The organism is Tundrisphaera macrotermitis, from assembly GCF_051175315.1.
Classification (GTDB): domain Bacteria; phylum Planctomycetota; class Planctomycetia; order Isosphaerales; family Isosphaeraceae; genus Tundrisphaera.
Window position 1 is genome coordinate 476,973 of sequence record NZ_CP195100.1, and the last position, 24,978, is coordinate 501,950.

Sequence of the window (24,978 nt, forward strand, 5' to 3'; positions counted from 1 at the left end):
AGCATCCGCTCAGTTGGTGATCTATCCCGATGACGAACACCGTTCCTGGCCTTTGGCTGTTTCGACCTTGCGGGCTCTCGTTTTGCAGCTAACTCCTCTCGCTTGACGGAAAGCGCCTGCCTTCTTTGCTCAGCCTCTTCGCTTACTGTTGGTTTTAGGTCCAGATGAAGAGGATTGACACAAAAGGCTGTATCGCAAATACGCCAAATTCGCCTCCCCTTTGGAATCGGGCCGTGCAGAAGCGTGAATGAAAATCGCGGCGCCGAATGGCTTTTGAACCCTATCGTGAATCGACCATGTCCTGATTCGTGTCGAACACCGATCCACACCCAGCAGTGTGTTCCCGGGTCAACACGATACAGCTGATGGAATCGACCTTCGGGGGTTCCCTGAGTGTACTGTTTTCTAGGCACGCCACCTGAAAGGCATTGTTGATAATGCCTATGGCAAAAATTACGCGCCTTATGCCTCACTCCACAACCATTTACACTACAGATTCTCATCTAAATTTGATAGCATAGACTTCTTACTTTCGCAAGGAACATTAGATGTGTAACTATTAAAAGCTTCGAGGTATCCGTTAGTTGAGGTGTTGAGACTTGAAAATCACCCGAAACACCGCCTCACCTGCTGCAAGTCAAGCGCCTCCGCATCAAGGCAGCGTCCTCTCCAGCAGGAGTGCCATAGACCACGCCATGGAGCCGACGAAGAGCATCACGAGCAACGCCGTGAGCTTCCGCGTCCAGGTGGTGCCGTCGCCCGAGAGGATGAGGCAGGAAGGCACGCAGGCCAGCAGGACGATTGCGAAGGCGAGGAGGACGTAATAGGCGAGGTGGGCCAAGTTCAGAACTCCCGGTAGCCGCGACGCTGCGCGATGATCGCCCGCTTCAGCTCCCAGAGGGATTCGCGCAGCTCCTCGATCGCGGCCTCGGCCGTCATGCCCTCGCCCGGGCCGAGCCGCACCCGGGTGAGCACGTCCGGCTCGGTGCCTTCGAGCAGGGTCACGGCGTTCATGGCCTGCGTGAGGATCGTCTTTGCCTGGGCCACGGGCGATAGGTCGTTGAGGGGGTGGACGGACATCAGCGGATTCCCGTCACCAGGCCGAGGGCGAGCCCGGCGGCGGAGCAGAAGGCGTAGAACCAGGCGAGGGCGCTCCGGTTGATGCCATTGCCGATCTGATTGCGGCCTGTCTGAAATGCCATGGCCTTATTTCCTGAAAAGGAACATTGAGGCCATCCAGGCGATAAGAACGAGCGCCAAGCCAACGAGAATCAGGGTTTCCGTGCCAATATCTGCCCCGAGGGTGTAATTCTTCGCCGCATAGGGCCCGCCTTGCGTGATCACGTTCTGTTTCATTTCTTCCTCCTTGGTTTGATCGCTGCAACCTGCTGTTCGCAGCCGGGGGTGGCGTGGCACTTGGCGAACACCTCACCCCAATCCGCATCATTAATCGCCTTCTCCGCTTCGTCCTCGGGAGAAAGCCGCTTTGGCTTCGCGTGCGCGGCCTTGACTGCCTTTGGAACGCCGGAATAGCCGGAGTCGGATTTTTGCTCCTCGGCGCCAATCTCCAGGGCCAGTAAACCTCCTGCAACGAACAGCACGCAGAGCATGGTGTTCCGGTCGCTCATGTGGAAGCTGAACGGCTTCTTGTCGTAGGGGCGGATTTTGGGATAGGTCTTTATCTTCCTGCTCATCGCCCCGCACTCCCCGCAACCCCGCGATGCCATCCCGTCATCCGGCTGGCGGTCTCCTCCGCCTGGTAGGTGATGGCCAGGTCGACCGAGAGCGCGATGATGATGGCGAGGAGCACGATATACGGCATCGCGTACCAGACCTCCTGCCAGGCGGTGCGGAAGGGCGAGAGCACGGGGCGGGCTTCGGCGTCGCCGGACTTTATTTCCCGCGGGGCGGGCGTGTAGTGCGTATGCATGATGACCTCCATGTAACTGTTGACAGCACTGTTTGTAGCATGCCATTATCTGGCGCGCAAGCATTAATTTGACAGAGGCGTCTAATGAACGATCAACCAAGCAGCCTGGAAGGGCTTCTCACGGCCGAGGAGGCGGCGAAGCTGTGCGGCTTCACCCGGAGCAACCTGTATTACTACCTGGAGGGCGATGACAAGCCGCCCAAGCGGATGTGGAACGGCCGGGTGTACTATGTGCGGGATCAGCTGGTCGCGTGGAACGAGCGGAGATTGGCGAGGCAAGGCTGAATGCCGCGACGCATCTATTCGCTTGCTTTCCGACGCCGATTGCGCTATGGAAGGCAAACCCCTCGCCGAGCCTTCCCCATGACATCATCGCACCCCTGGCCCCTCTCGGAAGTCACCCCCGAGGAGGCCGAGCAGATCCTGAAGCTCCCGCCCTCCTTCCGCGACAAGCGCATCGTGCGGCTCAAGGCCGACATCGCCAGCAAGGCGCACGAACGCCGCCAGAAGCTCCGCGCCATGGAGCCGGCCGCATGAAGGAGGATCCATTGCAGGTCGCCCGTGAATTCCTGCCCGGCTTCGACATCGCCACCAACACGATCGACGGCCGCTGGCACCCCCTCGACGAGATCATGCGCAAGACCAACCGGGCCATCGTCCGGCATAACCGCATCCAGCGCGAAATGGGCAAGCCCGAACGCCCGCAGGTGGCCCACAACCCGTCCTGGCTCTACGTCAGGCAATTGCCGGCGCGCTACGCGGAAGGGGCCGAGCCGCAAGTCGGGTGGGGCAACAACCGCATCCCGCAGATGGATTAGGGCATGACGAACCGGAGGATTGCCGCGTTGCAACGGAAGCGTGAGACGGTGCTGGCCATGAAGGAGGCGCGGAAGACGAATGCGGAGATCGCCGCCGCAGTCGCTATGAGCACGCCCTGGGTCAAGCAAACCTGGGCCGACCTGCGGAAGGTCGACCCCCGCGCGGCGGGGGTGAAGCCCTTGCGTGGCGGAAGCAGGCCGAGGCCTCCGCAGGTTGCCGAGTATCCGGCCGCGGCAAAACGGACCGCGCCGCGATGGGATTTCAGCCGCGAGAACCTCGACCTCCCGGGCGGCGAGGCGGCCCGATGAACTGCAACTGCCTCCGCTGCCGGATCTTCGACTTCCTCGACACGCCCGCCGAACTGTTGGCGATGGTCGCCGGGCTCTGGACCTGCGCCATGGCGTGGATCTGCGGGGTGGAGATCTACATGGACGAGGATGGGGGCGACTGAGATCACCATCCCCCGCTGGCATCCGGCGACGGTGAACCAGCTACTGGGCGGCCACTGGAGTAAGGGCCACCGCCTCAAGAAGCGCGACCGGCAGATGATCTGGGCTTACGCGCAAGGCAAGCCGAAGGCGACCGGCAAGCGGCTCGTGGAGCTGACGATCATCCTGAAGCCGAAGCAGCGGGGCTCCGATCCGGATGCGTTTTTTAAGAGCCTGGCCGATGCCCTCGTCCATGCGGGTCTGCTGAAGGATGACAACCGCCAGGGCGTGGAGCTGGCGCCGGTGGCCTACGAGCGGGGCACGGAGGCCGATTGGGGCACGCGGATACGGCTGACGGATATCAGCCCGCCTTGACCGAGTCAGTCGGCTGACTGGCCTCTCCGAACTCGTATCCGACGATCTCCCAGAACTTGCCCACCTTCTTCACCTCGATGTGGGTGGGCACCGGCAGCGACGGGGCCAGTTCCAACGCCTCGGCCACGGTGTTCGGCGTGCGCGAGCCTGGCATCCGCTTCGCCCACCACCAGGCCGCCTGCACGCGCAGCTGTCCGGAACGCTCGAAGTGGATCCATTCGGAATGGCTGGACACGCCGCAGAGATATTCCACCCGGAGCGAATCCCGCTTCCCCGCCTTGATGTGACGGTAATAGGCGACCTTGTAGACTTGCACCTTCTTGGGCTTTATCTGGGAGGAGAGGATCGCTGCTCCGCTGGCATTGGCGGAGAGGCTGGTCTGGTTGGCCGGGAACTCATGGTCGCATTCCGGGCAGGTGCGCAGGCCGGCGATGATCTCCGATTTGCATTCGGGGCACTCCTTCATCGGCGCGGCCGACTTCTCGCCCGGGGCACGCTTCTTCCTGTCGGCGATCTCGATCCGGTCCACCGGGCCCAGCGCCTCGACCACGCCGCCGAAGTCGAGCACCACGGCGTCCTTCTTGCCCTGGTGCGTACGCATCGCCCGGCCGCAGCACTGGATGTACAGCACCGGACTCCGCGTCGGTCGCATGAAGGCCAGGAGATCGATGGCCGGGTTGTTGAAGCCGGTCGTTAGCTGGGCCACGTTCACCAGGCATCGCAGTCCGTCGCCCTCGTAGGCCTTGAGGATGGCGTCCTGCTCCCCCGTCGAGAGCTTGCTGTGGACCGCCTCGCAGGTGATGCCGTGCTCGCGGATCACGTCGCGAATGTGCTCGGCGTGCTCGACCCCGGCCGCGAAGATCAGCCATTTCCGCCTGAGCCTCCCGTGCTCGACGATCTCGGCAACGCAGGCGCGCGTGATCTCGTCCTTGTCTACCGCCCTGGCGAGCTGGCCGGGCACGAAATCGCCGCCGCGCTCTGGGACGGAACTGGTGTCCATCTGCGTCTTCATGGGCGGGGTGAAGACCGGGCAGAGGTGGCCCTCCTCGATCAGCCGGGTCATCGGGATCTCGTAGGCGATGTCCGTGAACAGCGGATTATCGCCGCGATGGAGGAAGCCCTTGCCAGCGCGGAAGGGCGTGCCGGTGTACCCGATCACCTTGACGTGCGGGCTGGCCCGCCGGAGGTCGTCCAGGAACCGGCGGTACATGGTGTCGTTCTCCGGGCTGATCAGGTGGCATTCGTCCACGAGCACCAGGTCGATGGTGCCGCGAATCTCGAAGGCCCGCTTGTAAATGCTCTGGATGCCGGCATAGATCACCTGCCCGGATAAGTTCTTATGCCCCAGCTTGTCGCTATAAAAGGAGATGTCCGCCTCCGGCCACTGGCCGAGCAATTCGGCCGCATCCTGGGTGAGGAGCCGCGAATCGTGGGACAGGACGATGAACCGCGTGTCCGGGAACATCAGGCAGGCCCGGCGGATGAACTCGGCCATCAGCAGGCTCTTGCCCGCGCCGACCGGCGCGACGACCAGCGGGTTGCCCGATTTCTTCTCGAAGTAGTCGAACGTGGCTTGCGTGGCGAGCTCCTGATAATCCCTGAGAATCTTCACGCCGCCTCGCTATCGCCGACGAATTATAAAGCTATCGAGAAAAGCTCTCGCTTTATCGTCTATTTGGGGGATCAGCCGGGCGATTACGTCTTTAATTTCATCCAGATTGCCAGCTGCTTCAAGCTGCTTGCGCAACGTAAAACTGTCGTAGATTTTTCTGGCCTCAAACACACCGCATTCGAGCTCGGTTCTCAGTCCTTGGATGGCCATCGACCCGCAGCGTGGCGGATGCGAGTCGTTGACATCCCACCTGTTACCACAGTCGCAGACCATCTGGTCGCTCGCTTGATACGCTTTACATTCCATATTCCCTCTCATGCTTCGCTGTCAATGAACTCGCTTCCGTCTCTCATCCGGTACCGCACCCAGGAATCACCCGCGTCCAGCACTTCGCCCGCCACCAGGCCCGGGATGTAAAGATGGACCGGGCAACCCTCACGCTGGTCGTCGACCGTGAGCGGCTTGTCCCAGCGGGCGCAATGCCATCCCCCCTGCTCCACTGGCGTCGAATGAAGGCAGGTCCGGCAGTTGCGCAACGGCGGCACGTCGTCGTGGCAGATGCCGGTGAATTTGCAGTAGCGGCAATCCTCGCAGTCGGACGAGGAGCCGATGCGGATGGGCGGCTCGGACGCCTTGATGATCCGCTGGGCCTTGGCGCGGAGCTGCAGGGCGAAGGCCGTATCCGCCTCGGTGCGCAATCCCAGCCAGTCACGCCCCCCCGGAGTGGAAACAACGGTATAATGGCGAGTGAGGCCGCGATAATACATATAGAGTACGGCTTGCGCGTAATAGACCGGGTTCCACACCCGGAGGGCCGCCTTCTGGCCCACCTTGCGGATGATCGCCTTCAGCTCGTTGAACTTCTTCTCTCTTGTGGCCTTCACCTCCAGGATGTGGCGCGTCTTCGGCGCCTGGAGCAGGCCCAGGATCTCGCCGTCCTGGCCGCCGCTGAAATGCCCGTCGAGGTCGCGATGGCGGATCTGCTCCCCGGTGGCGGGGTCGCGGTCGACCACGGTGAGCTGGGACGCCAGCTTCAGCCTCGCGATCACCAGGTCTTCGGTGCGGTGCCCGTCGTCGAATAGCTTGAGCGTCTCGGCGTCGAAGGTCTCGCGCCAGGCCCAGCGGAACCGATAATAAAGCATGCGCGAGCAGGCCTCCCCGACGCTGGACATCCCGATATATCCGCGGGGCAGTTCCTTGAGCGACTCGGCCTCGAGGGCGCGATCGGCGGCATCGAGCGTGGGGTCGCGCTCGTCGGGGTTGGGGAGCTTTGCCATGGGCGATCGGCGCGGAGTTGCCCCCGCGCCTTTCCCTCTACGCGGCCGGCTTGCGCCAGGAGGGCCCGCCCGCCTGCGGCGCGGCCGACTGGCCCGCAGGTGCGTTGCCGGTTGCAGCGGCCGGTGCGGAAGCCCCGGGCTTGAGCTGGGCCTTGAACGCCTTCACGTCCACACCCGCCGGATAGTAGCCCGAGACCCGGTTACGCATCCGGTCGGAGTTCTTCTCCTTGCCGACATACATGTCGATCTGGACCTCCTTGCCGACGAGCTGCTGGTCGTCCTCGAGGACCGGGATGCCCGCCGCCTTGCCGAGCTTGCCGAGCTGCTCCAGCCCGATCCGCTGCGCCTCGGCGCTGGGGTTCATCAGGTTGAAGGTATCCCAGAACTTACGTCCGGCATGCTCCTGCGGGGCGGTGATGTCGAACTCCGCCTCCACATAGATTCCGTCCTTCTTGTTGGTTTCCTTCTGCTGCGCGCGGATGATGACCGCCGAGTAGACGCCGTTGGGGAGCGGGTCGCGGTTGCCCCCGGTGTTGTACTCGACGGTATTGGTATCGATAGCCTGGCCGATGAATGCCATGGTCTTTTCCTTTCTGTTTGTTGGGTGGGTGGTGGTTACGCTTCCGTTCCTTCGTCCGCCGGTGGCGGCGCGTCGGGCAGGAAACGCTTGAGGTAGGGGATGTGCTGCGCGAGCACCCCCCAGGTGTTGCCGTCGAGCGGTAGGCTCTCCGGCAATCCGTAGCGGTTCTTCGCGGCGAAGGCGGGCTTCTCCTGGGTATGCAGGGCACGCATCCCGCTCCCCACCGCCCGCTTCCTCGTCTGCTTGAACCCCATGTCTTCCTGCGTGACGCTGGTCTTGTAGTTCGCGAACAGCACGCAATCGCTGTGCTCCTGCATCAACGCGCCTGCGCCTTCGCCCTTCTTGTTGATGTGCAGCTTGATCGCATATCGGTCGTAGGCGTCGGTGTCGGGGGCCTCGAACCGCTTGACCGATGAGTGCGCCGTCTGGACGATCATCATCTGCTTGGCGTCGCGGATGGCGTTGATCCCGTCGATGTATTCGCGCCAGATCGCCAGCGCCATGTCGTACCCCTTGCCATAAGGGATGTCCTCGAGGGTATTCACGCGTTCCAGCTCGCACACGCGCTTCCAGATGAGCGGCTCCAGCCAGTCGAGCGAGTCCACCACCAGGGTGCTGAAGTCGTGCTCCTCGTTGATGAGCGAGTCCATCGCCTCGACGACCTGCTGATAGGAGCGAGCGAGCGGGAAGCTCGGCACGTCGATCACGCCCAGCCCATCCTCGGTGGGCAGGAAGATCGGGTCCGGCGCGCTGGAGCCGAAGCTGGTCTTTCCGATGCCCTGGACGCCGTAGATCAGGATGCGGGGGGGCGTGGCCGAGGCGCCGCGTTTAATGGAGGCCAATGATATTGCCATGATGATTACTCCTGCTTGGTTGCTTTGATTGAGAACTCGGCCAGTACGTTTTCGCCGCCCGGACTGCCGATGGGCCGCGTCGATTCAAGGCGGGCGTGGTAGATTCCCGCCGGTGCCTCAATGGATCTGCCGAAGTGCTTCCTCGCCGCGGCGATGGCCTGCCCGGTCGTCGTGGTAGCCAGGTTGGTGACGCCCACGAAGAAATCGCAATCACCCGCCGACTCGCGGGCGGAGATCGGCTTGTGGTCGCTGAACCGCACCCGGAACGGCGCATGACCGGGGCGGCCCACGGTGATGTATTTGGAGACCGTCCTCCGCGCCTCATACAGCGTGAGCGTATAGCCCTCCGCCATCATGACCTCGCAGAAGATGATCCACCGGGCCTTGCCGAATCCCGCGAGGATCGACCGCTTCGATCGCTTCGCCAGCAGGGGCGGGGTGACGATGTCATTGTTGGCCTTGCGATGCTTGTTTCGCATTGCTGCACTCCCTTCTATTCATTTCATTTCTGTGATGCAGCTTCCTGCTGCGATCCGGACATTAGATGCATAATAATTCAATGTCAACCCATTATTTCCCACTTGCTCCCATCAATAATTCGCATTATGGTTCGGCCATCCCGTTCTGAATAAAGAGGAGAATCATCATGCAAACCACCGCCGACGGCTTCGAGCCGCTGCTGACGCCCGCGCAGGTGTCGGAGATATTGAACGTCGACGTGCTCACGCTGAAGGCGTGGCGCACCGAGAAGCGGGGCCCCGGATGGGTCAAGCTAGGGGGTGTGCAGAACAGCCCGGTCCGCTACCCCAGTTCGCGGGTGGCGGAATACATCAGGGGCCTGCCCGAAAGCCCGTCCGAGTGACCGACCCGGACGAGAAGGAGCGCATCGCCCTGCTGGCCGGCGGGCGGATGGGCGGTGAATATCTCGACTCCCTCGGCGTCTCCGACCTGGCCGCCCTCGACGACGGCCGGTGGCTCCAGTTCCTCCGCTGCGTGGTCGGCGGCTACGCCGACGCCATGCACCAGTTCCACCTCGCAACCGACGGCCTCCCCGATGTCGCACCCCCGCTCTAGCAGCTTCTACCAGTCCTCATTCGGCAAGTTCATCGCCTGGCACCTCCAGTACGGGTTCGCCGTCTTCCCGATCCACGGGATCACCGCCGCCGGCAACTGTACCTGCCACAAGGGCGAAGCCTGCGGCCATCCGGGCAAGCACCCGTTCTCCGCGCACGGGTTCAAGGACGCGAGCAAGGACCCGGAGGTGATCGCCCGGCAGTTCGATTGCAGGGAGGACCTGAACGTCGGGATCGCCACCGGCAGGGGATCCGGCATCGTGGTCATCGACCTGGACGGCGAGGAGGGCGAGGCCAGCTGGCAGGGCATCACCGGCGCGCATCCCGGCTCGCCCCCGCCGCCCGGCATGGTGTTTCTCACCGGCAAGGGGCGGCACCTGCTCTTCCGCCACCCCGTCACGGCGGTCAAGAGCCGGCAGAAGCTGGCCGGGTACGAGGGGATCGACGTGCGGGCGGACGGCGGCTACATCGTTGCACCCCCCTCCACGCACCATTCGGGCCGGAAATACCGGGTGGACGGCGAGACCTACAAGCTCGGCATCCCGCACGCCCCGTCCTGGCTGCTCGCCATGCTGATGGCGGAGGCGCCCCGGAAGGAGCGGGAGGCGGACTATTCGGCGACCAGCGGCGCGGTGCCGCAGTGGGAGCCGGACGAGGTGCGGGCGATGCTCGACGCACTCGACCCCAGCATGGGCTACCAGGAGTGGATCGAGATCGGCATGGCGCTCCATTCGGGGGGCTTCCCGCTCTCGATGTGGGACGGCTGGAGCAGCCGGGGCCGCCAATACAAGCCGGGCTGCTGCGTCTCCCACTGGCGGAGCTTCAAGCCGGGCGGCATCACCATGGGGACGTTGGTGGAGCGGGCACGCTTGCGCGGCTGGAAGCCGCAGGCCATGGAGCGGGCCGAACGCGAACCGGCGGACATCGCTTGCGTCATGCCGCTGGTGGAGAAGGCGCGGGCCCGGTGGCTTGCGGAGAAGGCGGGGGAGGCGGGCGCCGACCCCGAGACCGGCGAGCTCCCGGGTGCAGAACATCCCGGACAGTTCGGCTTCGATCCGATGGATTTGCCCGGCATGATCGGCGACACGGTGCGCTGGATCGCCCGCCACGCCATCTACGAGCTGCCGGAGCTGGCCCTGCTCAATGCCCTGGCCTTCGCGGGGGCCTGCATGGGAAGGCGATACGCCTCGCCCATGGATACCCGCACCAACATCTACCTCGTCGGCGTCGATACCAGCGGCGGGGGGAAGGATTTCTCGCGCAAGATGATCCGCAAGCTGGCCGTCCGGTCGGGGCTCGGCACCTTCCTCGGCTCCAACGATATCCGCTCGGCATCAGGCCTGGCGCGCGACCTCGAGGGGAGGGCGAGCCAGCTGATGATGCTCGACGAGTTCGGCATGATGCTGCAGGCGCTGAACGACCCCAAGTCGCCGCCCTACCTGCGGGAAGTGACCAAGCTGATCATGATCTGCTACAGCGCCAGCAACAGCGGCCACGACCACGGCACCTACGGCGACGCCAAGCAGAAGCCGATCACGCTGAACGAGCCGAACCTGTGCATCTACGGCACGACCACGCTGTCCAGCTACGTGCCCGCCCTGAAGAAGAGCGCCGTGGAGAGCGGCAGCCTGAACCGGTTCATCGTCATCCCCAACACGGTGGAGGTCTTCGTCAAGCGGAACGTGCCGCCGGTCGACTTCCCGCAGCACCTGATCGAGGCCTGGGCCCGCCTGGAGCTCACCGCGGCCGACGGGCTGGGGGCGGGGAACTCCTGCCTCCTGACCGGCAAGCAGACGCTGGTGGAGTGGGGCGTCGGCGTGGAAGAGGAAGTCTACCAGATGCAGGTGGCCCAGCTGGAGAAGACGAAGAGGGGCGAGCCGCTCTGGGGGCGGTACGTCGAGAACGCGATCAAGGTGGCGATGATCTTCGCCGTGGCGCGCGACACGAGAGAGCCGGTGATCAGCATGGCGGACCTCGACCTCGGCAAGGCGATCGTGGGCCGTTCGGTGCGGTACATGGAGGAGCTGACGCGGGAGCACATGGCGGAGAACGAGCACGAGGCGAACGGCCACGAGATGCTCCGCTTTATCAAATCGCATGGCCGCAAGGGAGTCGGCCGGAGCGTCCTGCTCCGCCAGTTCCGAAAGCTGAAGCGCCGGGATATGGACGAACTGCTCGGGGCGCTCCTGGAACAGGGGGCGGTGGAGATCGTCGAGCCGGAGATGAAGCCTGCCAACCGGCCCCCCGTCCTCTACCGGGCGATTTGACGGGATTTTGGAGGGTGCCGGTGGGTAGTTCCCGGTCGGCAATCTTTGGCCAGACCCCGAGCAGGCGATTTTCGTCCCGGCCCAGACCCGGCGATATCTTTGGAAGCAAGTACCCGGCTTTGGAAGGAACTACCCGGGATTTTTTGTTGTTTTCCAACTGGTTGTGCATCAGCTTTTGACTTATGGCCTTATCGCCATAGCCAGACACCCATCCTGAAAAATCCTTTTATGGAAAATTTATACAGGGGTGACTGGTAGGCTGGCGGGAACTAACTAGATTACTATTATTTATAATATTATTATATTGTATTTATTATATTTATTGTCTTATTCTTCTAGATTGAGTTCCATCCAGTTCTTTCCAGGGCTAGGCCAGAAGTACCTTCCCAATAATGATTTAATTCACTTGATTTCTTGGATGCAATGGAATATAGCAATAAGGACGAACGGCAAGCGAAAGGGGTAATAATGACAAAAACGTGGAATTTGCCAATCGGCACACAACAAGACATACACTCGGAGGCGGCGGTGACATGTTTTGGGTTCCGTTCGCGGAATCGGCTGAGCAGGAGGGAATTGTCCGATGTCCTGAATTTGCCTTTCAACACGGTGGATGAGCTCGAGGATTTCCGATTCGGGAACGTTTCTTATGATATCGCGCACGGGATCATCAAGCACCTCTCTTGCGAGACTTCCGGCCTGACGGAATGCCTCGAACTCCGCCGGTTCTTGGCTTCGACCATGGCGGTAGATGAAACGCAAAATCACGCGAACGAGATGGTTGATTTTATATCGCGCCGGCCTGGCGGGGCTTGCCGGAGCGATCTTTTGCGGAGATTCCGCCGTCTGAACCGTGCTCAGCTTGATTTGGTATTAAACAGCTTAATCGACAAGGGATTGATTGAAGCTCTCGAATATGACCCGGCGACCATGTCGACGGGTGGAAGGCGCCCCGTCGTTTACCGTGGCGTTTCGCCTGTGCCCCGCTCATGAACGTACACGCCGCCCGCCCCGCCTGCTATCTCACCGCCGAGCCTGAGCCTCGCGATGCCGCTTTCCGCGAGCAGGCGATGTGGTGCTACACCACGATCGAAGAATCCCAGCGGCTCACCCCCGGATGCACCGGCTGCCGCAGGTTCAAGGAAGAACGCCAACCCGAAAGGACACACCCATGCTGATCACCATTCTCACCCTGGCCGCCATCCTCGCGGCCTTCGGCCTCCCCTACCTGAACCGCCAGCATAAGCGGCACATGGCCTCGCTCACACCGGAGGAGCGGGCCGAATACGACCGCGAACTCGAGGCCGATCTGTGCATGTGGTAGCGGCAATGAAGCTGCGCAGGATCAGGAAGCGAATCTGGAAGCTGCAGGGGATGCATTTCGTGTCCCGGCTGGAGGGCGGGAAGGAAGCCGGCGGCTATCACGTCATTCGCCATGGCTGGCTCACGCCGGTCGACAATCTGCTCGCGAAGATTCAGCGATACTGCCCCTGGGCGGGATAACTTTCCCATAAACGGGCGTTGACTATCCTGGGGCGAACGTGCTATGCATGGCAAACCCCTCCCGCATGAGCCGCCATGCCTCCCATCACTCTTCCCCTGCACTCCCCCAGCCTCTGCCCGCAAGCCGGGCCCTCCGCATGATCGAGGACGTCGTCTCCGACACCTGGCTGCAACGCCACAAGCTCCCCCGCCCCACCGCCCCGGGCCTCTACGAATCCGACACCGCGTGGATCCGGGTCGATTGCGCCCGGAGGATCACGCACGCGGCGAGCAAGGACCCGAGCCTGTTGTCCTGGATGCTCGCGAAGGGCCAGGTCGAGCCCCAGGCGGAATGGTACGGCAAGGTCTATCTCGACTGGCGCTCGGCCCACTACGCCAAGGCGGAGGCCGCACGCTACAGCGACGCGGGGTGCGGCGATCCCGACGCCTGGGGCAAGGAGGACCGGTACTGCAAGCTGCTCCGCGCCCTGAAGGCGAGCCAGGTCTTGCGCTACGTCAACATCGTCGTCGCCTCGCGGCCCCTGGACCGGGACCTGGATGCATTCGTGGACGACCCCTCGCCCTTCGTCGACGCCGTCGAATGGCTGATGGCCGCCATGCACCGGATCAACGAGGATGCGGATGCCGCGCTGGAAGCATCAAAAAAAGCTTGCGCGTAAAATTTCCATCTGATATTCTGCCTCTCGTAAGAGGATTCCGCGCGCCCGCAGATTGGGGCGACGAATCCGAGTGAAACCACCCGCGAGAGGCGGGATTTTTTGTATTTATGGCCAGCGAACTCACACCTAAACAGCAGCGATTTGTTGAAGAATACCTCATCGACCTGAATGCAAACCAGGCGGCGATTCGCGCCGGTTATGAGTTGCATTCCTGCGGGTCAGAGGTCGGGTTTTATGTTTACCTGCTCGTTGACAGCCGTAACGGGGAAATCTTCTATGTGGGGAAAGGTAAGGGCCAAAGATTCAAGGCTCATGAGCGTGAATGGCGGATGGCGAGGTATTTGAACACGGACAAATGCGATCGTATCGGTGAGATCGTCCGTGACGGCGGAAGGGTCATCGCTTACCGATTCGCGGAAGGGATGGACGAAATGACCGCCTTCGCCACCGAACGGCTGCTCATTAGCGGGATTGGCATTGATCGACTCACCAACGCGGCTCGCGGACAGGCGGCGGAAGCGGAGCGGTGTATAGAGCATGCCAAGCACTTGCTCACCCGGATCAAGAGCTTCGACCGGTGGATGGCGGAGAGGCCAAGGACTGATTTTGAGCAGTCGCTCTACCACGGCGTAGTAGAGGGCTACCGCGCTATCGCATCGGGTGAATGGCACCAACGATCGCAACAATTCGCCCACGCTCTCGGAGCGCGAGGTATCTAAATTAGATAAAAATAGATCATATGGCAAAAGGGACGAAGACGGGCGGCAGACGCAAGGGCAGCATCAACAAGAGCCGCGCCAAGATCATCGAGGGGGCCAAGCAGGGCGGCGAGATGCCGCTCGACTACATGCTCCGCGTGATGCGAGATCCCACCGCCGACGACAGCCGACGGGATGAGATGGCGAAGTCCGCCTCACCCTACTTCCACAGCAAGATGCCCACGGCTCTGGTCACGCCACCCGCCCCGACGGCCGTGATCAGCGAAGACGACGAGAGCCTGCTGAACCAATATCTCCATGGCCTGCATGACGAGGCCGACCAAGACTGAGGCGTTCGACGCCCTCCTGAGGACACGGCTCGCGGCCTTCACGCGCAAGGCCTTCTCCACGGTCGACCCGAGCACGCCCTACAGCCACAACTGGCACATCGACTTGATTGCGGAGTATCTCGAAGCCTGCACCAGGCGCGAGATCAAGCGGCTGATCATCAACATCCCGCCGCGGAACATGAAGAGCATCAGCGTCACGGTGGCGTGGCCCGCATGGCTCCTCGGGCTGAATCCGGCGGAACGCATCATCGCGGCGTCGTTCGCCTACAAGCTCTCTCTCAAGCTGTCCGTCGACACCCGGCTGATCATGGGCTCGGAATGGTACCGGCGGATATTTCCCGGCACCCAAATCTCCGGGGATACAGACACAAAGGAAAAATTCATCACCACCCGGCGGGGAATGCGCCTCACCAGCTCGGTGGACGGCTCCCCCATCGGGGAGGGTGGCGACTTCCTGATCGTGGACGATCCGCTCTCAGCGACGGCGGCGATTTCCGACACGCAACGCGAGGCCGCGAACGTCTGGTTCGACCAGGGGTTTTCCACCCGCCTCAACGACAAGAAGAACGGCGTCATCGTCCTGGTGATGCAACGGCTCCATACCAACGACCTGACCGGGCACCTGCTCGAGAAGGGCGGCTGGGAGCATCTGTGCCTGCCCGCCATCGCCGAGAAGAACGAGACGATCACCTTCGGGCGCGTCAGCGTGACCCGTAAGGAGGGAGAGGCGTTGCACCCCGGCCGCGAAGACCTGGAGGTGCTCGCCCGCCAGAAGATCGCGCTCGGTTCCTACGGATTCGCCGGCCAGTATCAGCAACGCCCCGCACCCGCCGAGGGCGGCATCTTCAAATCCGCCTGGCTCCGCCGCTTCCGCGAGCCGCAGGAGAAATACCTCCGGATCGTCCAGAGCTGGGACACGGCCTACAAGCCCGGCCAGCTCAACGACCCGAGCTGCTGCACCACCTGGGGCGAGAAGCCGGACGGCTTCGACCTGCTCCACGTCATGGTCAAGCGGCTGGAATACCCCGAGCTGAAGAACAAGCTGATCCTCCACGCCGCCGAGTGGCAGGCCGACGCGGTCCTGATCGAGGACAAGGCATCGGGCCAGAGCCTGATCCAGGACTTGCGGAGGGACACGCAACTGCCCGTCATCGCCATCCTGCCGAGGGGCGACAAGGAGACGCGGGCGAGCGCCGTGAGCGCGCTGGTGGAGGCCGGCAAGGTCTTCGTGCCCGAACAGGCCGCCTGGCTAACCGATTTCGAGATGGAACTGATGACTTTTCCGAACAGCGTGCATGACGACCAGGTGGATTCCCTGAGCCAGTTCCTGGAATGGTCCAAGGGCAAGCCCGCCGAATTTCGCATCCGCAGCCTCTGATGGCCTGGCCGTTCCGCACCAAGACCCAGAACCCGCCCGAGGAGAAGGCCCTCTCCATGGGCGGCTGGTATTTCGGGAGCCGCCTCCTCACGCCCGCCGCCGCCTCCTACGGCCGCCTGGCCAAGGAGGGATACGGCGAGAACTCGGTCGCTTTCGCCTGCGCCAACAAGATCGCCAGCTCCGCCGCTTCCGTCGAGCTGCACCTGTTCCGCAAGAAGAACGGCAAGACCGAACGGGTCGAGGAGTCGGAGCTGCTCACGCTGCTGGACCGGCCGAACCCGCTCCAGTCGGGGCGCGAGTTCCTCGGCCACCTGGCCAGCTATTTCGCCCTGTCGGGCAACGCCTACATCCACGGGGCCGCGGGCCTGAAGTCCAGGCCGAAAAGCCTCTACCTGCTCAGCCCCGGCCACGTCGAGGTCGAGGCGGGCCCCTACATGGGCATCCCCAAGGAATACGTCTACAAGCCCAACGCGAACACAAGGCTGGTCTACCCGGTGGACCAGCTCACCGCCCGCTCCGAGATCCTCCAGGTCAAGACGTTCAACCCGCTCTCGCCGTGGTACGGCATGGCGCCGATGGACGCGGCCGCACTCTCGATCGACCTGCACAACGCGGGCAACGTCTGGAATTACAGCCTGCTCAAGCAGGGCGCAAGGCCATCCGGCGCGTTGCTCATGAAGGGCGGCGACGGCAAGCCGGTCTCGCTCACCGAGGAGCAGTTCGCCCGCACCAAGCGGCAGGTCGACGAGCAGTTCTCTGGCTCCGGCAACGCCGGACGTCCCCTTCTCCTCGAAGGCGGGATGGAATGGCAGGAGATGAGCATGTCCCCCAAGGACGTGGATTTCCTCGAAGGCAAGCACTCCGCCGCCCGTGAGATCGCGCTGGCGTTCGGCGTGCCGCCGATGCTGCTCGGCATACCGGGCGACGCCACCTACTCGAACATGGCCGAGGCAAGGCTCGCGCTTTACACCGACACCGTGCTGCCGCTTTTGCAGCTGATCATCGGCGGCCTGAACCGCTGGCTGACCCCGCTCTACGGAGAGGGGCTCTACCTCTGGTACGACGAGGAGATGATCCCGGCCCTGGAGCCGCTGCGCAAGGATAAGAGCGAGCGGATCAACGCGGCGACCTACCTGACCATCGACGAGAAGCGTGCCGCGATGGGCTACGACGACTACGTGCCGACCGGCTCGCCCGGGGGCACCATCCTCGTGCCAACGAAGACGGTGCCGCTGGAGCGGGCGGGGAAGGAAAAGCCCAAGGAGCCGGATGAGCCGCCCGAGGACGCAGATTGAACAACACCCCGCCACCGTGCGGGGTTTTTTATTACCCACGGCAAGGATGCTGACATGGAACGCAAGGAATTCTTCATCGAGGGCCTGAAGGCCGAGGACGATGCCCGCACCGTCGAAGGCTACGGCTCGATCTTCGACAACGAGGACAGCTACGGCGACATCGTCATGCCGGGCGCGTTCGCCCGCTCGATCAAGTACCGCAAGCCCGCCATGCTCTGGCAGCACCGCTCCGACATGCCGGTCGGCGTGTGGGACCTGGTCGAGGAGCGAGGCAAGGGCCTGTTCCTGAAAGGCCCGATGCTCGACACCACGCTCGGCATCGACGCCTACAAGGCCGCCAAGGCGGGGGCGGTGACCGGTCTGTCCATCGGCTTCACCACCAAGCGCTACGAGATCGACGAGAAGAAGGGCGTGCGCAAGCTGCTCGAGGTCGAGCTGTACGAGGTCTCGCTGGTCACGTTCCCGGCCAACGAGAAGGCGAATATCACCCGCGTCAAGTCGGCCGACGGCACGCTCAAGACCGAGCGGGAGATCGAGGAATACCTCCGGGACGGAGGTCTGAGCTGGCGCGAGGCCAAGGCCTTCGTCGCCGGTGGTTACAAGGAGATCGCGGGTCGCCGGGACGGCGAGGGGCAGGACCTTGAGTTAATCAACCTGATGAACCAATTTAAATTATAGGTATTTTTATGGATTTGGAGACAAAAACGGCCATCGGCGAGGCGTTGAACGCGTTCGAGGGGGTCAAGACCGAGCTGCTGGGGATCAAGAAGCAGGCCGGAGACCTAGATGCCGAGACAAAGGGCCGCTTCGAGAAGATGGCGGCCGAGATCACCAAGGGCGTCGAGGCGAGCCTGAAGGCGGAAGCCAAGGCACGCGAGGCCGAGGAGGCCGTCAAGGCCCGCGACGCTGCGGACAAGATCCTCGAAGTCGAGCGCAAGGCGATGGAGGAAAAGATGGGGCTCCTCGAAGCCGCATTCAACCGCCCCCTCGCAGCGGCGCCGAGCTTCCAGGAAAAGACCCGCGAGGTGGCCCAGACCCGCAACAAGCTGTTCAACGCGTTCGCACGCCGCGACTTCGGCAACGAACAGGTCTACTTCGACCAGTTCCTGAAGAAGGAGATCCCCGACGAGGCCGAGCGCAAGGCGATGTCGGTCAACAGCGACCCGGACGGCGGCTACCTCGTCGACCCCGAGTATGGCGGGATCATCAAGACCTTCGAGTACGAGACCTCGCCGCTCCGCCAGGTGGCCCGCACCATCACCATCGGCACCGACGCGATCGAATGGGTGCTCGACAATGACCAGGCCGACGCCGGATGGGTGGCCGAGACCGCGCCACGCCCCGAGACCGGCACCCCCCGCCTGGGCGTGCTGACCATCCCGACGCACGAGATCTACGCCCAGCCGAAGGTGACGCAGAAGTTCCTCGACGACGCCAAGATCGACGTGGAATCCTGGCTCTCGGGCAAGGTGGCCGACATCTTCACCCGCAAGGAGAACACTGCGTTCATGGTGGGCGACGGCAACGGCAAGCCGCGGGGCTTCCTGACCTACAACGCCGGCACCGACCCGTCGCAGCGACAGATCCAGCAGATCAACAGCGGCAACGCCTCGAACTTCAACTGGCAGTCGCTGATCGCGCTCCAGTTCTCGCTCAAGGACCCCTACCAGGCGAACGCCTCGTTCATCCTGAACCGCACCGCCATGGGCGCCCTGCTCGCCACCGCCGGCAGCGACGGGCATCCGATCTACACCAGCGTGGTGGACCCGGCCAACGGCTACCTGCGCGAGCGGATCAACGGCAAGAAGGCCCTGTTCGCCAGCGACATGCCCGAGATGGCCGCGAATGCGCTCGTCGCCGCGTATGGCGACTTCCGCCGCGGTTACCTGATCGTCGACCGCATGGGTATCCGCGTGCTGCGCGATCCGTACACCGACAAGCCGTTCGTGAAGTTCTACACGACCAAGCGCGTCGGCGGCGAGGTGATCAACAGCGAGGCCATCAAGCTGCTGAAGGTCGCCGCGTAGTCCAACCCATCATGAGGGGGCGGCTCGCCCGCCGCCCCTTCCCCTATACCAAGGAGTTCCCCATGCCCAATCGCTCTTCCCTCGCCTTCAACACCGAGATCAAGCCGCTGCTGCTGCCCGCCAACCGGACGGCGACCGCGACCTCCGCCGCGCTCGATTTGCGCCATGCCGACGACGTGGCGCTCGTCTTCGTCGCCGGTGCGCCGGGCGACACGTTTTCCGGCTCCGTGAAGGCGGAATTCGAGGTGCAGGAGACCAACGACGACCCGACCGGCTCGCCCGTCTGGACCGCCGTGGCCAACGCCGACCTCACCTATTCCGAGGCGGGCACCAACGTCGGCACCGCCAAGGTGGTGGACGCCAACGGCAAGGCCAGCCTCGGCTACAAGGTGGGCTACAAGGGCTCGAAGCGGTGGATCCGCGTGATCGACCGCCGCACCGGCACCCAGTCCACCGGGACGCCGACAACCATCATCGCCCTGCTCGGCCGCCTGCGCGTCGGCCCCGCCGCATAACCACGGGAGGGGCGGCTCCGGCCGCCCTTCGCCCAACACACGAGGATCACCATGACCACCAAGAAGACTTACAAATTCCTGAAGCCCGCCCAGGGTGTGCGCGAGGGTGACGTCTACCCGACGAAATTCCAGAAGGACGACATCGCCGAGCTGGACGAATCCCTGGCCGAGCAGTTCTACCACCAGGCGGCGATCACCGAGGTCGCGCCCGGCTCCAAGGCCAACCCCGCCGACTCCCGCGAGACCAAAATCTCCGGCCCGGCGGAGTCCAAGGAAGGCGAGGCGGGCGTGCCCACCTCCACCCAGCACATCGAGGAGCTGAACAGCGTGGCGCGTGACCATTACGGCCTCGACACCGACACCACGATGTCCCGCTCCGAACTGAAGCAGGCCGTGGATGAGGCGGGCGCGGGCAATGACGTCGATCTGCCCAAGTCCGAAGCCGAGCCGCTCACCACGCAGAACGCGACCAAGCCCAAGAACAAGAAGTAATGCCCCTCCGCCACGCGCAGACCGTCATCATCCCCCCGGCCATCGAGCCGGTCTCGGTGGCGGAGATGCGGGCGTACGCGAAGATCGTCGACGTCGTCGCCGACTCCGCCATCGCCGATCTCATCGCGACGGCCCGCGCGGCGGCGGAGCTCTACACCGGCCGGGCGTTCATCACGCAAACGATCCGCATGACCCTGCTCGGCTGCTCAGCCGGCAGGGCCCCGTGGTTCCCCGGCCATTTCCAGCTCCCGGTCGATTATTTCGACGGGGCATTCCCCGATTGCCTCGCGCTCCCCACCGAGCCGGTGCAGTCGGTCACCTCGATCACCACCTTCGACGGCTCGAATGTCGGGACGATCTACCCGCCCGCCAATTACGGCCTGTTCGGCAACCGCATCGCGCTGAACGCCGGGTATTACTGGCCGTCTCCTTTGCGCATCCATTCCCCCGCCGAGATCGTGTACGTCGCGGGCTACGGCGACATGCCCCAGGACGTGCCCGCACCCATCCGCATGGCGATCAAGATCCAGGCCCGCGGCATGTTCGATTCGGACTCGGGCGGCAAGGTGAAGATGTATAAGGCCGGCGACGGCACCATCGAATATTTCGAGGGCGGGGGAGACGTGAGCACCACGGTTGCCTCGCTCCTCGCCCCCTACCGCATCATCCGGCTCTGATGTCCGCGTCGATCCCGAGCCTGCCCTTCCTGTTCCCCCGGACGATCACGATCCGCCGCCAGCAGGACGACGACTCCCCTGGCGAGCAGGTCTACAGCGGCCTGCTGGAGTCCAAGGAAGATGTCATCGCATCGAACATCCCGGCGCGCATCCAGTCCGATCGCCAGGGCGGCACGCCCGAGGCCAAGCTCCCGGCCGACGCCGCGGGCCAGAGCATCTGGAAGATCATCTTCAAGGCCGACCGCGGCCTGGTCCGGACGCGCGACATCATCGTCGACGACCTGGGGCAACGCTACCAGGTGATCTCGCCCTACTGGGGGCCGCTGGTCACCACCTGCAGGGTGCAAATACTGGAGACGTAACGTGGCCGATTTACATCACGTCGAATCGGCCCTGGTCTCGCTCGTCACGCAGATCGCCTATCCCGAAGGCACGGCCAGCCCATCGGTCGCGGGCGTGCCCGTCAAGGTCCACAGGGGCTGGCCGATCCCGGCCCAGCTCGACAAGGATTTGAAGGCCGGCAAGGTCACCGTCTCGGTCTATCCGCAGGCAGCCGAGAAGCGCACCACCCGGTACGCGCGGGAATGGCAGCAGCTGAGCGTCCCGGAGATCACGCTGGCGGCCACGGCCACCGAAAACGGCATCACCTTCGCCGGCACCCCGGCCAGCCCGCTCAACGCGGCGGCGCGGGTCAACGGCATCGACTACATCTATGCGGTCCAGCCGGGCGACAGCTTAAGCAACATCGCCACCGGCCTGGCCTCGCTCATTGACCCGGACCTGAACGCCACCAGCGCCGGGCCAAGCATCACAATTGCCGGCGCGCACAAAATCGACGCCCGCATCGGCGGGGTCGGCAAGATCATCCGCGAGATCCGCAGGCAGAAACGCACCTTCCAGGTCACCTGCTGGTGCGCCACGCCCGCCGCGCGCGACGAGGCGGCCGAGGCCATCGACATCGGCCTGGCGGACATCGACTACCTGCTCCTGCCCGACGGCTCGTCCGGGCGGCTGCTCTACGAGCGCAGCCACGTCATGGACGGCTCGCAGGCCGAGGGGCTCTACCGCCGCGACCTGTTCTACTCGGTGGAATACGCCACCACCCAGGCGCAGGACGCCGCGCAGATCGTGGCCCCCCTGCTCCGCATGCGCGACGCGGCCGGTGCCGTGCCGCAAGACACCGTGGCGATCGAGGACGACGGCTCGCTGCTCACCGAATCGGGGGATTTGCTCCTGTTCGACGCCCTCCGCGCGGCCAGCATCCGGCTCGAATCCGGCGCCTATATGCTGCTGGAGAATGGCGGGCGGCTCCTGCTTGATCCGGCCATCCCGCACGATGCCAGCCTCCAACTGGAGCTGGGCAGCTTCCTGCTCCTGGAGAGCGGCGCTCGCCTGCTGCTCGGCTCTATCCCGGGCGCAACCGGCAGGATCACGCTCGAATCCGGCGGCAGCCTCCTCACCGAGGCCGGGATGGCGCTCGCGCTCGACGGCTACTTCCCGGCGATCCCGGCCGTGCCGCTGTTCGCGATCCGCACGGAGATGGGCGGACGCCTGCTCGCCGAAGACAGTTCTCAACTATCACTTTGAAGGTTCGAAGATGGCCGATACCAAGATCTCCTCGCTGACCGTGACCAACTCGCTGACGGGCGCCGAGCTCGTGCCGATGGTGAAGGACGGCGTGACCGTGGCCAGCACGACGGCGCAGATCGCGACCCTGGCGCCGGACTCGGGCGTGACCCCAGGCAGCTACACCAACGCGAATATCACGGTCAACGACAAGGGGCAGGTCACCGCGGCGGCAAGCGGAACCGGCGGAGGGGGCGGCGGGATCACGGCCTTGACGGGGGATGTGAGCGGCAGCGGCACGGGATCGGTTTCCGTGACGGTGACGAAGATCAACGGGCAGACGCCCGCGGCGGTGTCCATCAGCGGCTCTTATAACGATTTGAACAATAAGCCGACGCTCGCGGCAGTTGCGACGACCGGCGCTTATGCCGACCTGTCCGGGAAGCCGGTGCTGGCCACCGTGGCAAACTCCGGGCAGTATGCCGACCTGTCGGGCAAACCCACGCTTGGCACCGCCGCCGCCCTTGCAGCCGGTTCCGCGAACGGCGTTGCGACGTTGGATGGCAGCGGCAAGATCCCCAATTCGCAAATCCCCTCTTCGCTCCTCGACGGCCTCCACTACGCGGGGCTCTGGAACGCCAATTCCAACACGCCCGCCCTTTCGTCCGGCGCAGGCACGGCCAATACCATGTATAAAGTCAGCGTGGCCGGGACGACCGCCCTGGACGGCATCTCCCAATGGGATGCGGGCGATTACGCCCTGTACGACGGCACCGCATGGGGCAAGGTGGATGGCCCCGGCTCCGAGGTGACCTCCGTGGCCGGACGAACCGGCAACGTGACGTTAACCGTGGCGGATATCACGGGTACGCTGCCGGTGACGAAGGGCGGCACGGGGAAGGCAACGCTCGGCTCGGGCAAGATCATCGCGGGGAACGGCACATCCGCCGTGGCCGAGCTGACGGCGGGCGACAATCTGGCGGTGACCTCCACCACCATCAACACGGTGAATCGCCCGAAACGACTCCAGATCGTCGGCACCAAGGGCGGCATCCCCAACTCTGCGCGCACCGGAACAACCGGAGGCAGGAGCGACACCCGCATCGAATCCCGGATGAAGATATTTAATAACAACCCATCGGTGAGCATCGCATCGCTCAGGGTTGGCGTTTTCGGCTACACCATGATCCCGGCAGCAGCCCCGGCGGCCTTGGCCGCCGACATGACGGCGGAAGCGGCGCTCGAATTGGTGAGCCCCTCCATCGTCAAATCCTTCTACTTCGGCAGCAGCCGCATCGGGAACGTGCCTTCCGGCATCCCGCTGATGCTCAGCGACCCCCATGTGTTCGAGTTGCCCCCGGCAACCTCCGCCAATGTTGCCTCTGGCGCTAATGCGGCATTCCTGCGGGCGGGATTCACGGTGGCCAGTTCCGCCAGCAACCTGCCCACGGACGCTAATACTCAGGCCAGCACCGACAATGCCGTGGTATCGGCCAACTCGGCTTCTCAGGTATTGGCCACGGGAGCGCTAGGACTCGGGTCGACCCCCGGCATCAACGTGATACCGCCAAAGCTCCTCATGCTGGGCATCCCATCGTCCGCAGTCCCGGCCTTCCTCATCTTCGGGGATAGCATCGCCACCGAAACAGCAGACACATATAACGCGACCGGCGACATCGCATATATTGCCCGCGCCATATCCTCGGCTGGCTACTATTACGCCAAGGAGACGGTGGGTTCCGACAGGTATTCCTTCAGCCTGCAAACGACCGGGCCGGAGAAGGTGGCGCTGGTGCAATACGCAACGGACATCATCGACGAGATGGGCGTCAACGATTACGCCAATGGCGCGAGCATCACCAGCCTCAAAACATGGAGCCTTGAACTTTGGGGCAGGTGGAAGCGCATCAGCGGGCCATACGGCAAACCCCCGCGCATCCACAAATGCTCGCTGACCGAGATAACATCCAGCAGCAATAGCTATGTTGACCCCGCCGGGCAGACCATCCCATACGGAGCGGGCAACGCACGCCAGCTCTACAACACCTGGGTCGCATCCATTGCCGGCCAGAAAATTGACCCGGTTACCGGCAACCTCGATCCTACCAATGGCGTGGTTTTGCTTGACGGATTCATCGACGTGCGTCCTGCGTTCGAAGACCCGCTCAATCCCGGAAAGTGGGTTACCAACGGCACCGCCAACTACGCAACCAATGACGGCATCCACCCGAAACCGGCACTGCACGCCGCGGCCGCCGCCATCGTCCTGGCTTATATCCAGGCGAATATCACAGGAGTTTGAGGAGAGCATCATGACGAAACACATCACCGTCGTACATCACAAGGCCATCGGCAATTTCGGGGTCACCCATGTTTCGGGCAAAGGCTACAAGGACATCATCCGCACCCTCTCCGGCGATTACCCCGGCCTGAAGGCGACGGGAATGACCGGCAAGCAGACCGTCATGGATATCGGCGACCCCAACTGGCACGTCGAAGTCATCGAGATTCCCGCGGATGCAACGGAACTGCGGATCGGCTTCGATGGCGAGAAATTCCTGCTCGATGACGAACAATCCACCACGGTGGCAATACCTCGTTGA

37 protein-coding genes are annotated in these 24,978 nt (G+C 63.5%); 26 read left to right on the top strand and 11 right to left on the bottom strand.

The features are described from left to right. Positions 1 to 652: 652 nt before the first annotated feature. The 6 genes from TA3x_RS02145 to TA3x_RS02170 are packed head-to-tail and all read right to left on the bottom strand — an operon-like array spanning position 653 to position 1,930. The gene (locus TA3x_RS02145) at positions 653 to 841 is read right to left on the bottom strand and encodes a hypothetical protein (protein ID WP_435018455.1); all 189 of its coding nucleotides are present in this window, start codon (positions 839 to 841) and stop codon (positions 653 to 655) included. Positions 842 to 843: 2 nt separating this feature from the next. Continuing rightward, complete coding sequence (locus TA3x_RS02150; protein ID WP_435018456.1) at positions 844 to 1,080, bottom strand: hypothetical protein; 237 nt, start codon at positions 1,078 to 1,080, stop codon at positions 844 to 846. Further along, entirely contained in the window at positions 1,080 to 1,202 is a 123-nt protein-coding gene (locus TA3x_RS02155; protein ID WP_435018457.1) for a hypothetical protein, read from the bottom strand. The genes TA3x_RS02150 and TA3x_RS02155 overlap by 1 nt, the downstream gene beginning before the upstream one ends. A 4-nt stretch (positions 1,203 to 1,206) precedes the next feature. After that, complete coding sequence (locus TA3x_RS02160; protein ID WP_435018458.1) at positions 1,207 to 1,356, bottom strand: hypothetical protein; 150 nt, start codon at positions 1,354 to 1,356, stop codon at positions 1,207 to 1,209. Further along, a complete protein-coding gene (locus tag TA3x_RS02165; protein WP_435018459.1) occupies positions 1,353 to 1,694 on the bottom strand; it encodes a hypothetical protein in 342 nt (113 codons plus the stop codon). Before TA3x_RS02165 ends, TA3x_RS02160 begins: the two co-directional genes overlap by 4 nt. Next, positions 1,691 to 1,930, bottom strand: a complete 240-nt coding sequence (locus TA3x_RS02170; protein ID WP_435018460.1) for a hypothetical protein — start codon at positions 1,928 to 1,930, stop codon at positions 1,691 to 1,693. Before TA3x_RS02170 ends, TA3x_RS02165 begins: the two co-directional genes overlap by 4 nt. Before the next feature lie 84 nt (positions 1,931 to 2,014). On the opposite strand from TA3x_RS02170, the gene TA3x_RS02175 reads away from it, so the two are divergent. From TA3x_RS02175 to TA3x_RS02200, 6 genes are all read left to right on the top strand, one after another. After that, positions 2,015 to 2,215 carry a hypothetical protein gene (locus TA3x_RS02175; protein ID WP_435018461.1) on the top strand — a complete coding sequence of 67 codons (201 nt, stop codon included), beginning with the start codon at positions 2,015 to 2,017 and terminating at the stop codon, positions 2,213 to 2,215. Between the two features lie 78 nt (positions 2,216 to 2,293). Then, positions 2,294 to 2,467 carry a hypothetical protein gene (locus TA3x_RS02180; RefSeq protein WP_435018462.1) on the top strand — a complete coding sequence of 58 codons (174 nt, stop codon included), beginning with the start codon at positions 2,294 to 2,296 and terminating at the stop codon, positions 2,465 to 2,467. Continuing rightward, positions 2,464 to 2,748, top strand: a complete 285-nt coding sequence (locus tag TA3x_RS02185; protein WP_435018463.1) for a hypothetical protein — start codon at positions 2,464 to 2,466, stop codon at positions 2,746 to 2,748. Before TA3x_RS02180 ends, TA3x_RS02185 begins: the two co-directional genes overlap by 4 nt. A 27-nt stretch (positions 2,749 to 2,775) precedes the next feature. After that, on the top strand, positions 2,776 to 3,057 hold the full coding sequence (locus TA3x_RS02190) for a hypothetical protein (protein WP_435018464.1): 282 nt from the start codon (positions 2,776 to 2,778) through the stop codon (positions 3,055 to 3,057). Then, positions 3,054 to 3,200 (top strand): hypothetical protein, encoded by a 147-nt coding sequence (locus TA3x_RS02195; protein WP_435018465.1) that lies wholly within the window; start codon positions 3,054 to 3,056, stop codon positions 3,198 to 3,200. The genes TA3x_RS02190 and TA3x_RS02195 overlap by 4 nt, the downstream gene beginning before the upstream one ends. Beyond that, entirely contained in the window at positions 3,187 to 3,552 is a 366-nt protein-coding gene (locus TA3x_RS02200; RefSeq protein ID WP_435018466.1) for a hypothetical protein, read from the top strand. The genes TA3x_RS02195 and TA3x_RS02200 overlap by 14 nt, the downstream gene beginning before the upstream one ends. On the opposite strand, the gene TA3x_RS02205 is transcribed toward TA3x_RS02200, so the two are convergent. From TA3x_RS02205 to TA3x_RS02225, 5 genes are all read right to left on the bottom strand, one after another. Next, the gene (locus TA3x_RS02205) at positions 3,539 to 5,164 is read right to left on the bottom strand and encodes a DEAD/DEAH box helicase family protein (RefSeq protein ID WP_435018467.1); all 1,626 of its coding nucleotides are present in this window, start codon (positions 5,162 to 5,164) and stop codon (positions 3,539 to 3,541) included. The genes TA3x_RS02200 and TA3x_RS02205 overlap by 14 nt on opposite strands. 314 nt (positions 5,165 to 5,478) lie before the next feature. Beyond that, positions 5,479 to 6,441, bottom strand: a complete 963-nt coding sequence (locus TA3x_RS02210) for an oxidoreductase (RefSeq protein WP_435018468.1) — start codon at positions 6,439 to 6,441, stop codon at positions 5,479 to 5,481. Between the two features lie 37 nt (positions 6,442 to 6,478). Next, entirely contained in the window at positions 6,479 to 7,021 is a 543-nt protein-coding gene (locus tag TA3x_RS02215; RefSeq protein WP_435018469.1) for a DUF669 domain-containing protein, read from the bottom strand. A 35-nt stretch (positions 7,022 to 7,056) separates the two neighbouring features. After that, entirely contained in the window at positions 7,057 to 7,875 is an 819-nt protein-coding gene (locus tag TA3x_RS02220; RefSeq protein WP_435018470.1) for an ATP-binding protein, read from the bottom strand. A 5-nt stretch (positions 7,876 to 7,880) separates the two neighbouring features. Continuing rightward, positions 7,881 to 8,354, bottom strand: a complete 474-nt coding sequence (locus TA3x_RS02225; RefSeq protein WP_435018471.1) for a hypothetical protein — start codon at positions 8,352 to 8,354, stop codon at positions 7,881 to 7,883. 167 nt (positions 8,355 to 8,521) lie between these two features. Between TA3x_RS02225 and TA3x_RS02230 the strand changes: the two genes are divergently transcribed. The 20 genes from TA3x_RS02230 to TA3x_RS02325 all read left to right on the top strand — a co-directional run bounded on the left by TA3x_RS02230 (position 8,522) and on the right by TA3x_RS02325 (position 24,978). Continuing rightward, on the top strand, positions 8,522 to 8,737 hold the full coding sequence (locus tag TA3x_RS02230; RefSeq protein ID WP_435018472.1) for a helix-turn-helix domain-containing protein: 216 nt from the start codon (positions 8,522 to 8,524) through the stop codon (positions 8,735 to 8,737). Next, complete coding sequence (locus tag TA3x_RS02235) at positions 8,734 to 8,949, top strand: DUF6511 domain-containing protein (protein WP_435018473.1); 216 nt, start codon at positions 8,734 to 8,736, stop codon at positions 8,947 to 8,949. The genes TA3x_RS02230 and TA3x_RS02235 overlap by 4 nt, the downstream gene beginning before the upstream one ends. Beyond that, positions 8,930 to 11,215 (top strand): bifunctional DNA primase/polymerase, encoded by a 2,286-nt coding sequence (locus TA3x_RS02240; RefSeq protein ID WP_435018474.1) that lies wholly within the window; start codon positions 8,930 to 8,932, stop codon positions 11,213 to 11,215. Before TA3x_RS02235 ends, TA3x_RS02240 begins: the two co-directional genes overlap by 20 nt. A 576-nt stretch (positions 11,216 to 11,791) precedes the next feature. After that, on the top strand, positions 11,792 to 12,208 hold the full coding sequence (locus TA3x_RS02245) for a hypothetical protein (RefSeq protein WP_435018475.1): 417 nt from the start codon (positions 11,792 to 11,794) through the stop codon (positions 12,206 to 12,208). A 178-nt stretch (positions 12,209 to 12,386) separates the two neighbouring features. Next, complete coding sequence (locus tag TA3x_RS02250; protein ID WP_435018476.1) at positions 12,387 to 12,539, top strand: hypothetical protein; 153 nt, start codon at positions 12,387 to 12,389, stop codon at positions 12,537 to 12,539. 5 nt (positions 12,540 to 12,544) lie between these two features. Then, positions 12,545 to 12,718, top strand: coding sequence for a hypothetical protein (locus tag TA3x_RS02255; RefSeq protein ID WP_435018477.1), 174 nt, complete (start codon positions 12,545 to 12,547; stop codon positions 12,716 to 12,718). A 137-nt stretch (positions 12,719 to 12,855) separates the two neighbouring features. After that, positions 12,856 to 13,377 carry a hypothetical protein gene (locus TA3x_RS02260; protein ID WP_435018478.1) on the top strand — a complete coding sequence of 174 codons (522 nt, stop codon included), beginning with the start codon at positions 12,856 to 12,858 and terminating at the stop codon, positions 13,375 to 13,377. A gap of 107 nt (positions 13,378 to 13,484) precedes the next feature. Further along, a complete protein-coding gene (locus TA3x_RS02265) occupies positions 13,485 to 14,096 on the top strand; it encodes an LEM-3-like GIY-YIG domain-containing protein (RefSeq protein WP_435018479.1) in 612 nt (203 codons plus the stop codon). Positions 14,097 to 14,116: 20 nt separating this feature from the next. Beyond that, complete coding sequence (locus tag TA3x_RS02270) at positions 14,117 to 14,425, top strand: hypothetical protein (protein ID WP_435018480.1); 309 nt, start codon at positions 14,117 to 14,119, stop codon at positions 14,423 to 14,425. After that, positions 14,394 to 15,803 carry a phage terminase large subunit gene (terL, locus tag TA3x_RS02275; RefSeq protein ID WP_435018481.1) on the top strand — a complete coding sequence of 470 codons (1,410 nt, stop codon included), beginning with the start codon at positions 14,394 to 14,396 and terminating at the stop codon, positions 15,801 to 15,803. The genes TA3x_RS02270 and terL overlap by 32 nt, the downstream gene beginning before the upstream one ends. Further along, complete coding sequence (locus TA3x_RS02280) at positions 15,803 to 17,098, top strand: phage portal protein (RefSeq protein WP_435018482.1); 1,296 nt, start codon at positions 15,803 to 15,805, stop codon at positions 17,096 to 17,098. The genes terL and TA3x_RS02280 overlap by 1 nt, the downstream gene beginning before the upstream one ends. A 54-nt stretch (positions 17,099 to 17,152) precedes the next feature. Next, on the top strand, positions 17,153 to 17,776 hold the full coding sequence (locus tag TA3x_RS02285) for an HK97 family phage prohead protease (RefSeq protein WP_435018483.1): 624 nt from the start codon (positions 17,153 to 17,155) through the stop codon (positions 17,774 to 17,776). Positions 17,777 to 17,784: 8 nt separating this feature from the next. After that, entirely contained in the window at positions 17,785 to 19,125 is a 1,341-nt protein-coding gene (locus tag TA3x_RS02290; protein ID WP_435018484.1) for a phage major capsid protein, read from the top strand. 62 nt (positions 19,126 to 19,187) lie between these two features. Then, positions 19,188 to 19,640: a hypothetical protein gene (locus TA3x_RS02295; RefSeq protein WP_435018485.1), complete on the top strand. Its 453-nt coding sequence runs from the start codon at positions 19,188 to 19,190 to the stop codon at positions 19,638 to 19,640. Positions 19,641 to 19,691: 51 nt separating this feature from the next. After that, the gene (locus tag TA3x_RS02300) at positions 19,692 to 20,132 is read left to right on the top strand and encodes a hypothetical protein (protein ID WP_435018486.1); all 441 of its coding nucleotides are present in this window, start codon (positions 19,692 to 19,694) and stop codon (positions 20,130 to 20,132) included. After that, positions 20,132 to 20,809: a head-tail connector protein gene (locus tag TA3x_RS02305; protein WP_435018487.1), complete on the top strand. Its 678-nt coding sequence runs from the start codon at positions 20,132 to 20,134 to the stop codon at positions 20,807 to 20,809. Before TA3x_RS02300 ends, TA3x_RS02305 begins: the two co-directional genes overlap by 1 nt. Then, positions 20,809 to 21,171, top strand: coding sequence for a hypothetical protein (locus tag TA3x_RS02310; protein ID WP_435018488.1), 363 nt, complete (start codon positions 20,809 to 20,811; stop codon positions 21,169 to 21,171). The genes TA3x_RS02305 and TA3x_RS02310 overlap by 1 nt, the downstream gene beginning before the upstream one ends. A 1-nt stretch (position 21,172) precedes the next feature. After that, positions 21,173 to 22,396: a hypothetical protein gene (locus TA3x_RS02315; protein WP_435018489.1), complete on the top strand. Its 1,224-nt coding sequence runs from the start codon at positions 21,173 to 21,175 to the stop codon at positions 22,394 to 22,396. Between the two features lie 10 nt (positions 22,397 to 22,406). Next, positions 22,407 to 24,677: a hypothetical protein gene (locus tag TA3x_RS02320; RefSeq protein WP_435018490.1), complete on the top strand. Its 2,271-nt coding sequence runs from the start codon at positions 22,407 to 22,409 to the stop codon at positions 24,675 to 24,677. Between the two features lie 10 nt (positions 24,678 to 24,687). Continuing rightward, positions 24,688 to 24,978: a hypothetical protein gene (locus TA3x_RS02325; RefSeq protein ID WP_435018491.1), complete on the top strand. Its 291-nt coding sequence runs from the start codon at positions 24,688 to 24,690 to the stop codon at positions 24,976 to 24,978.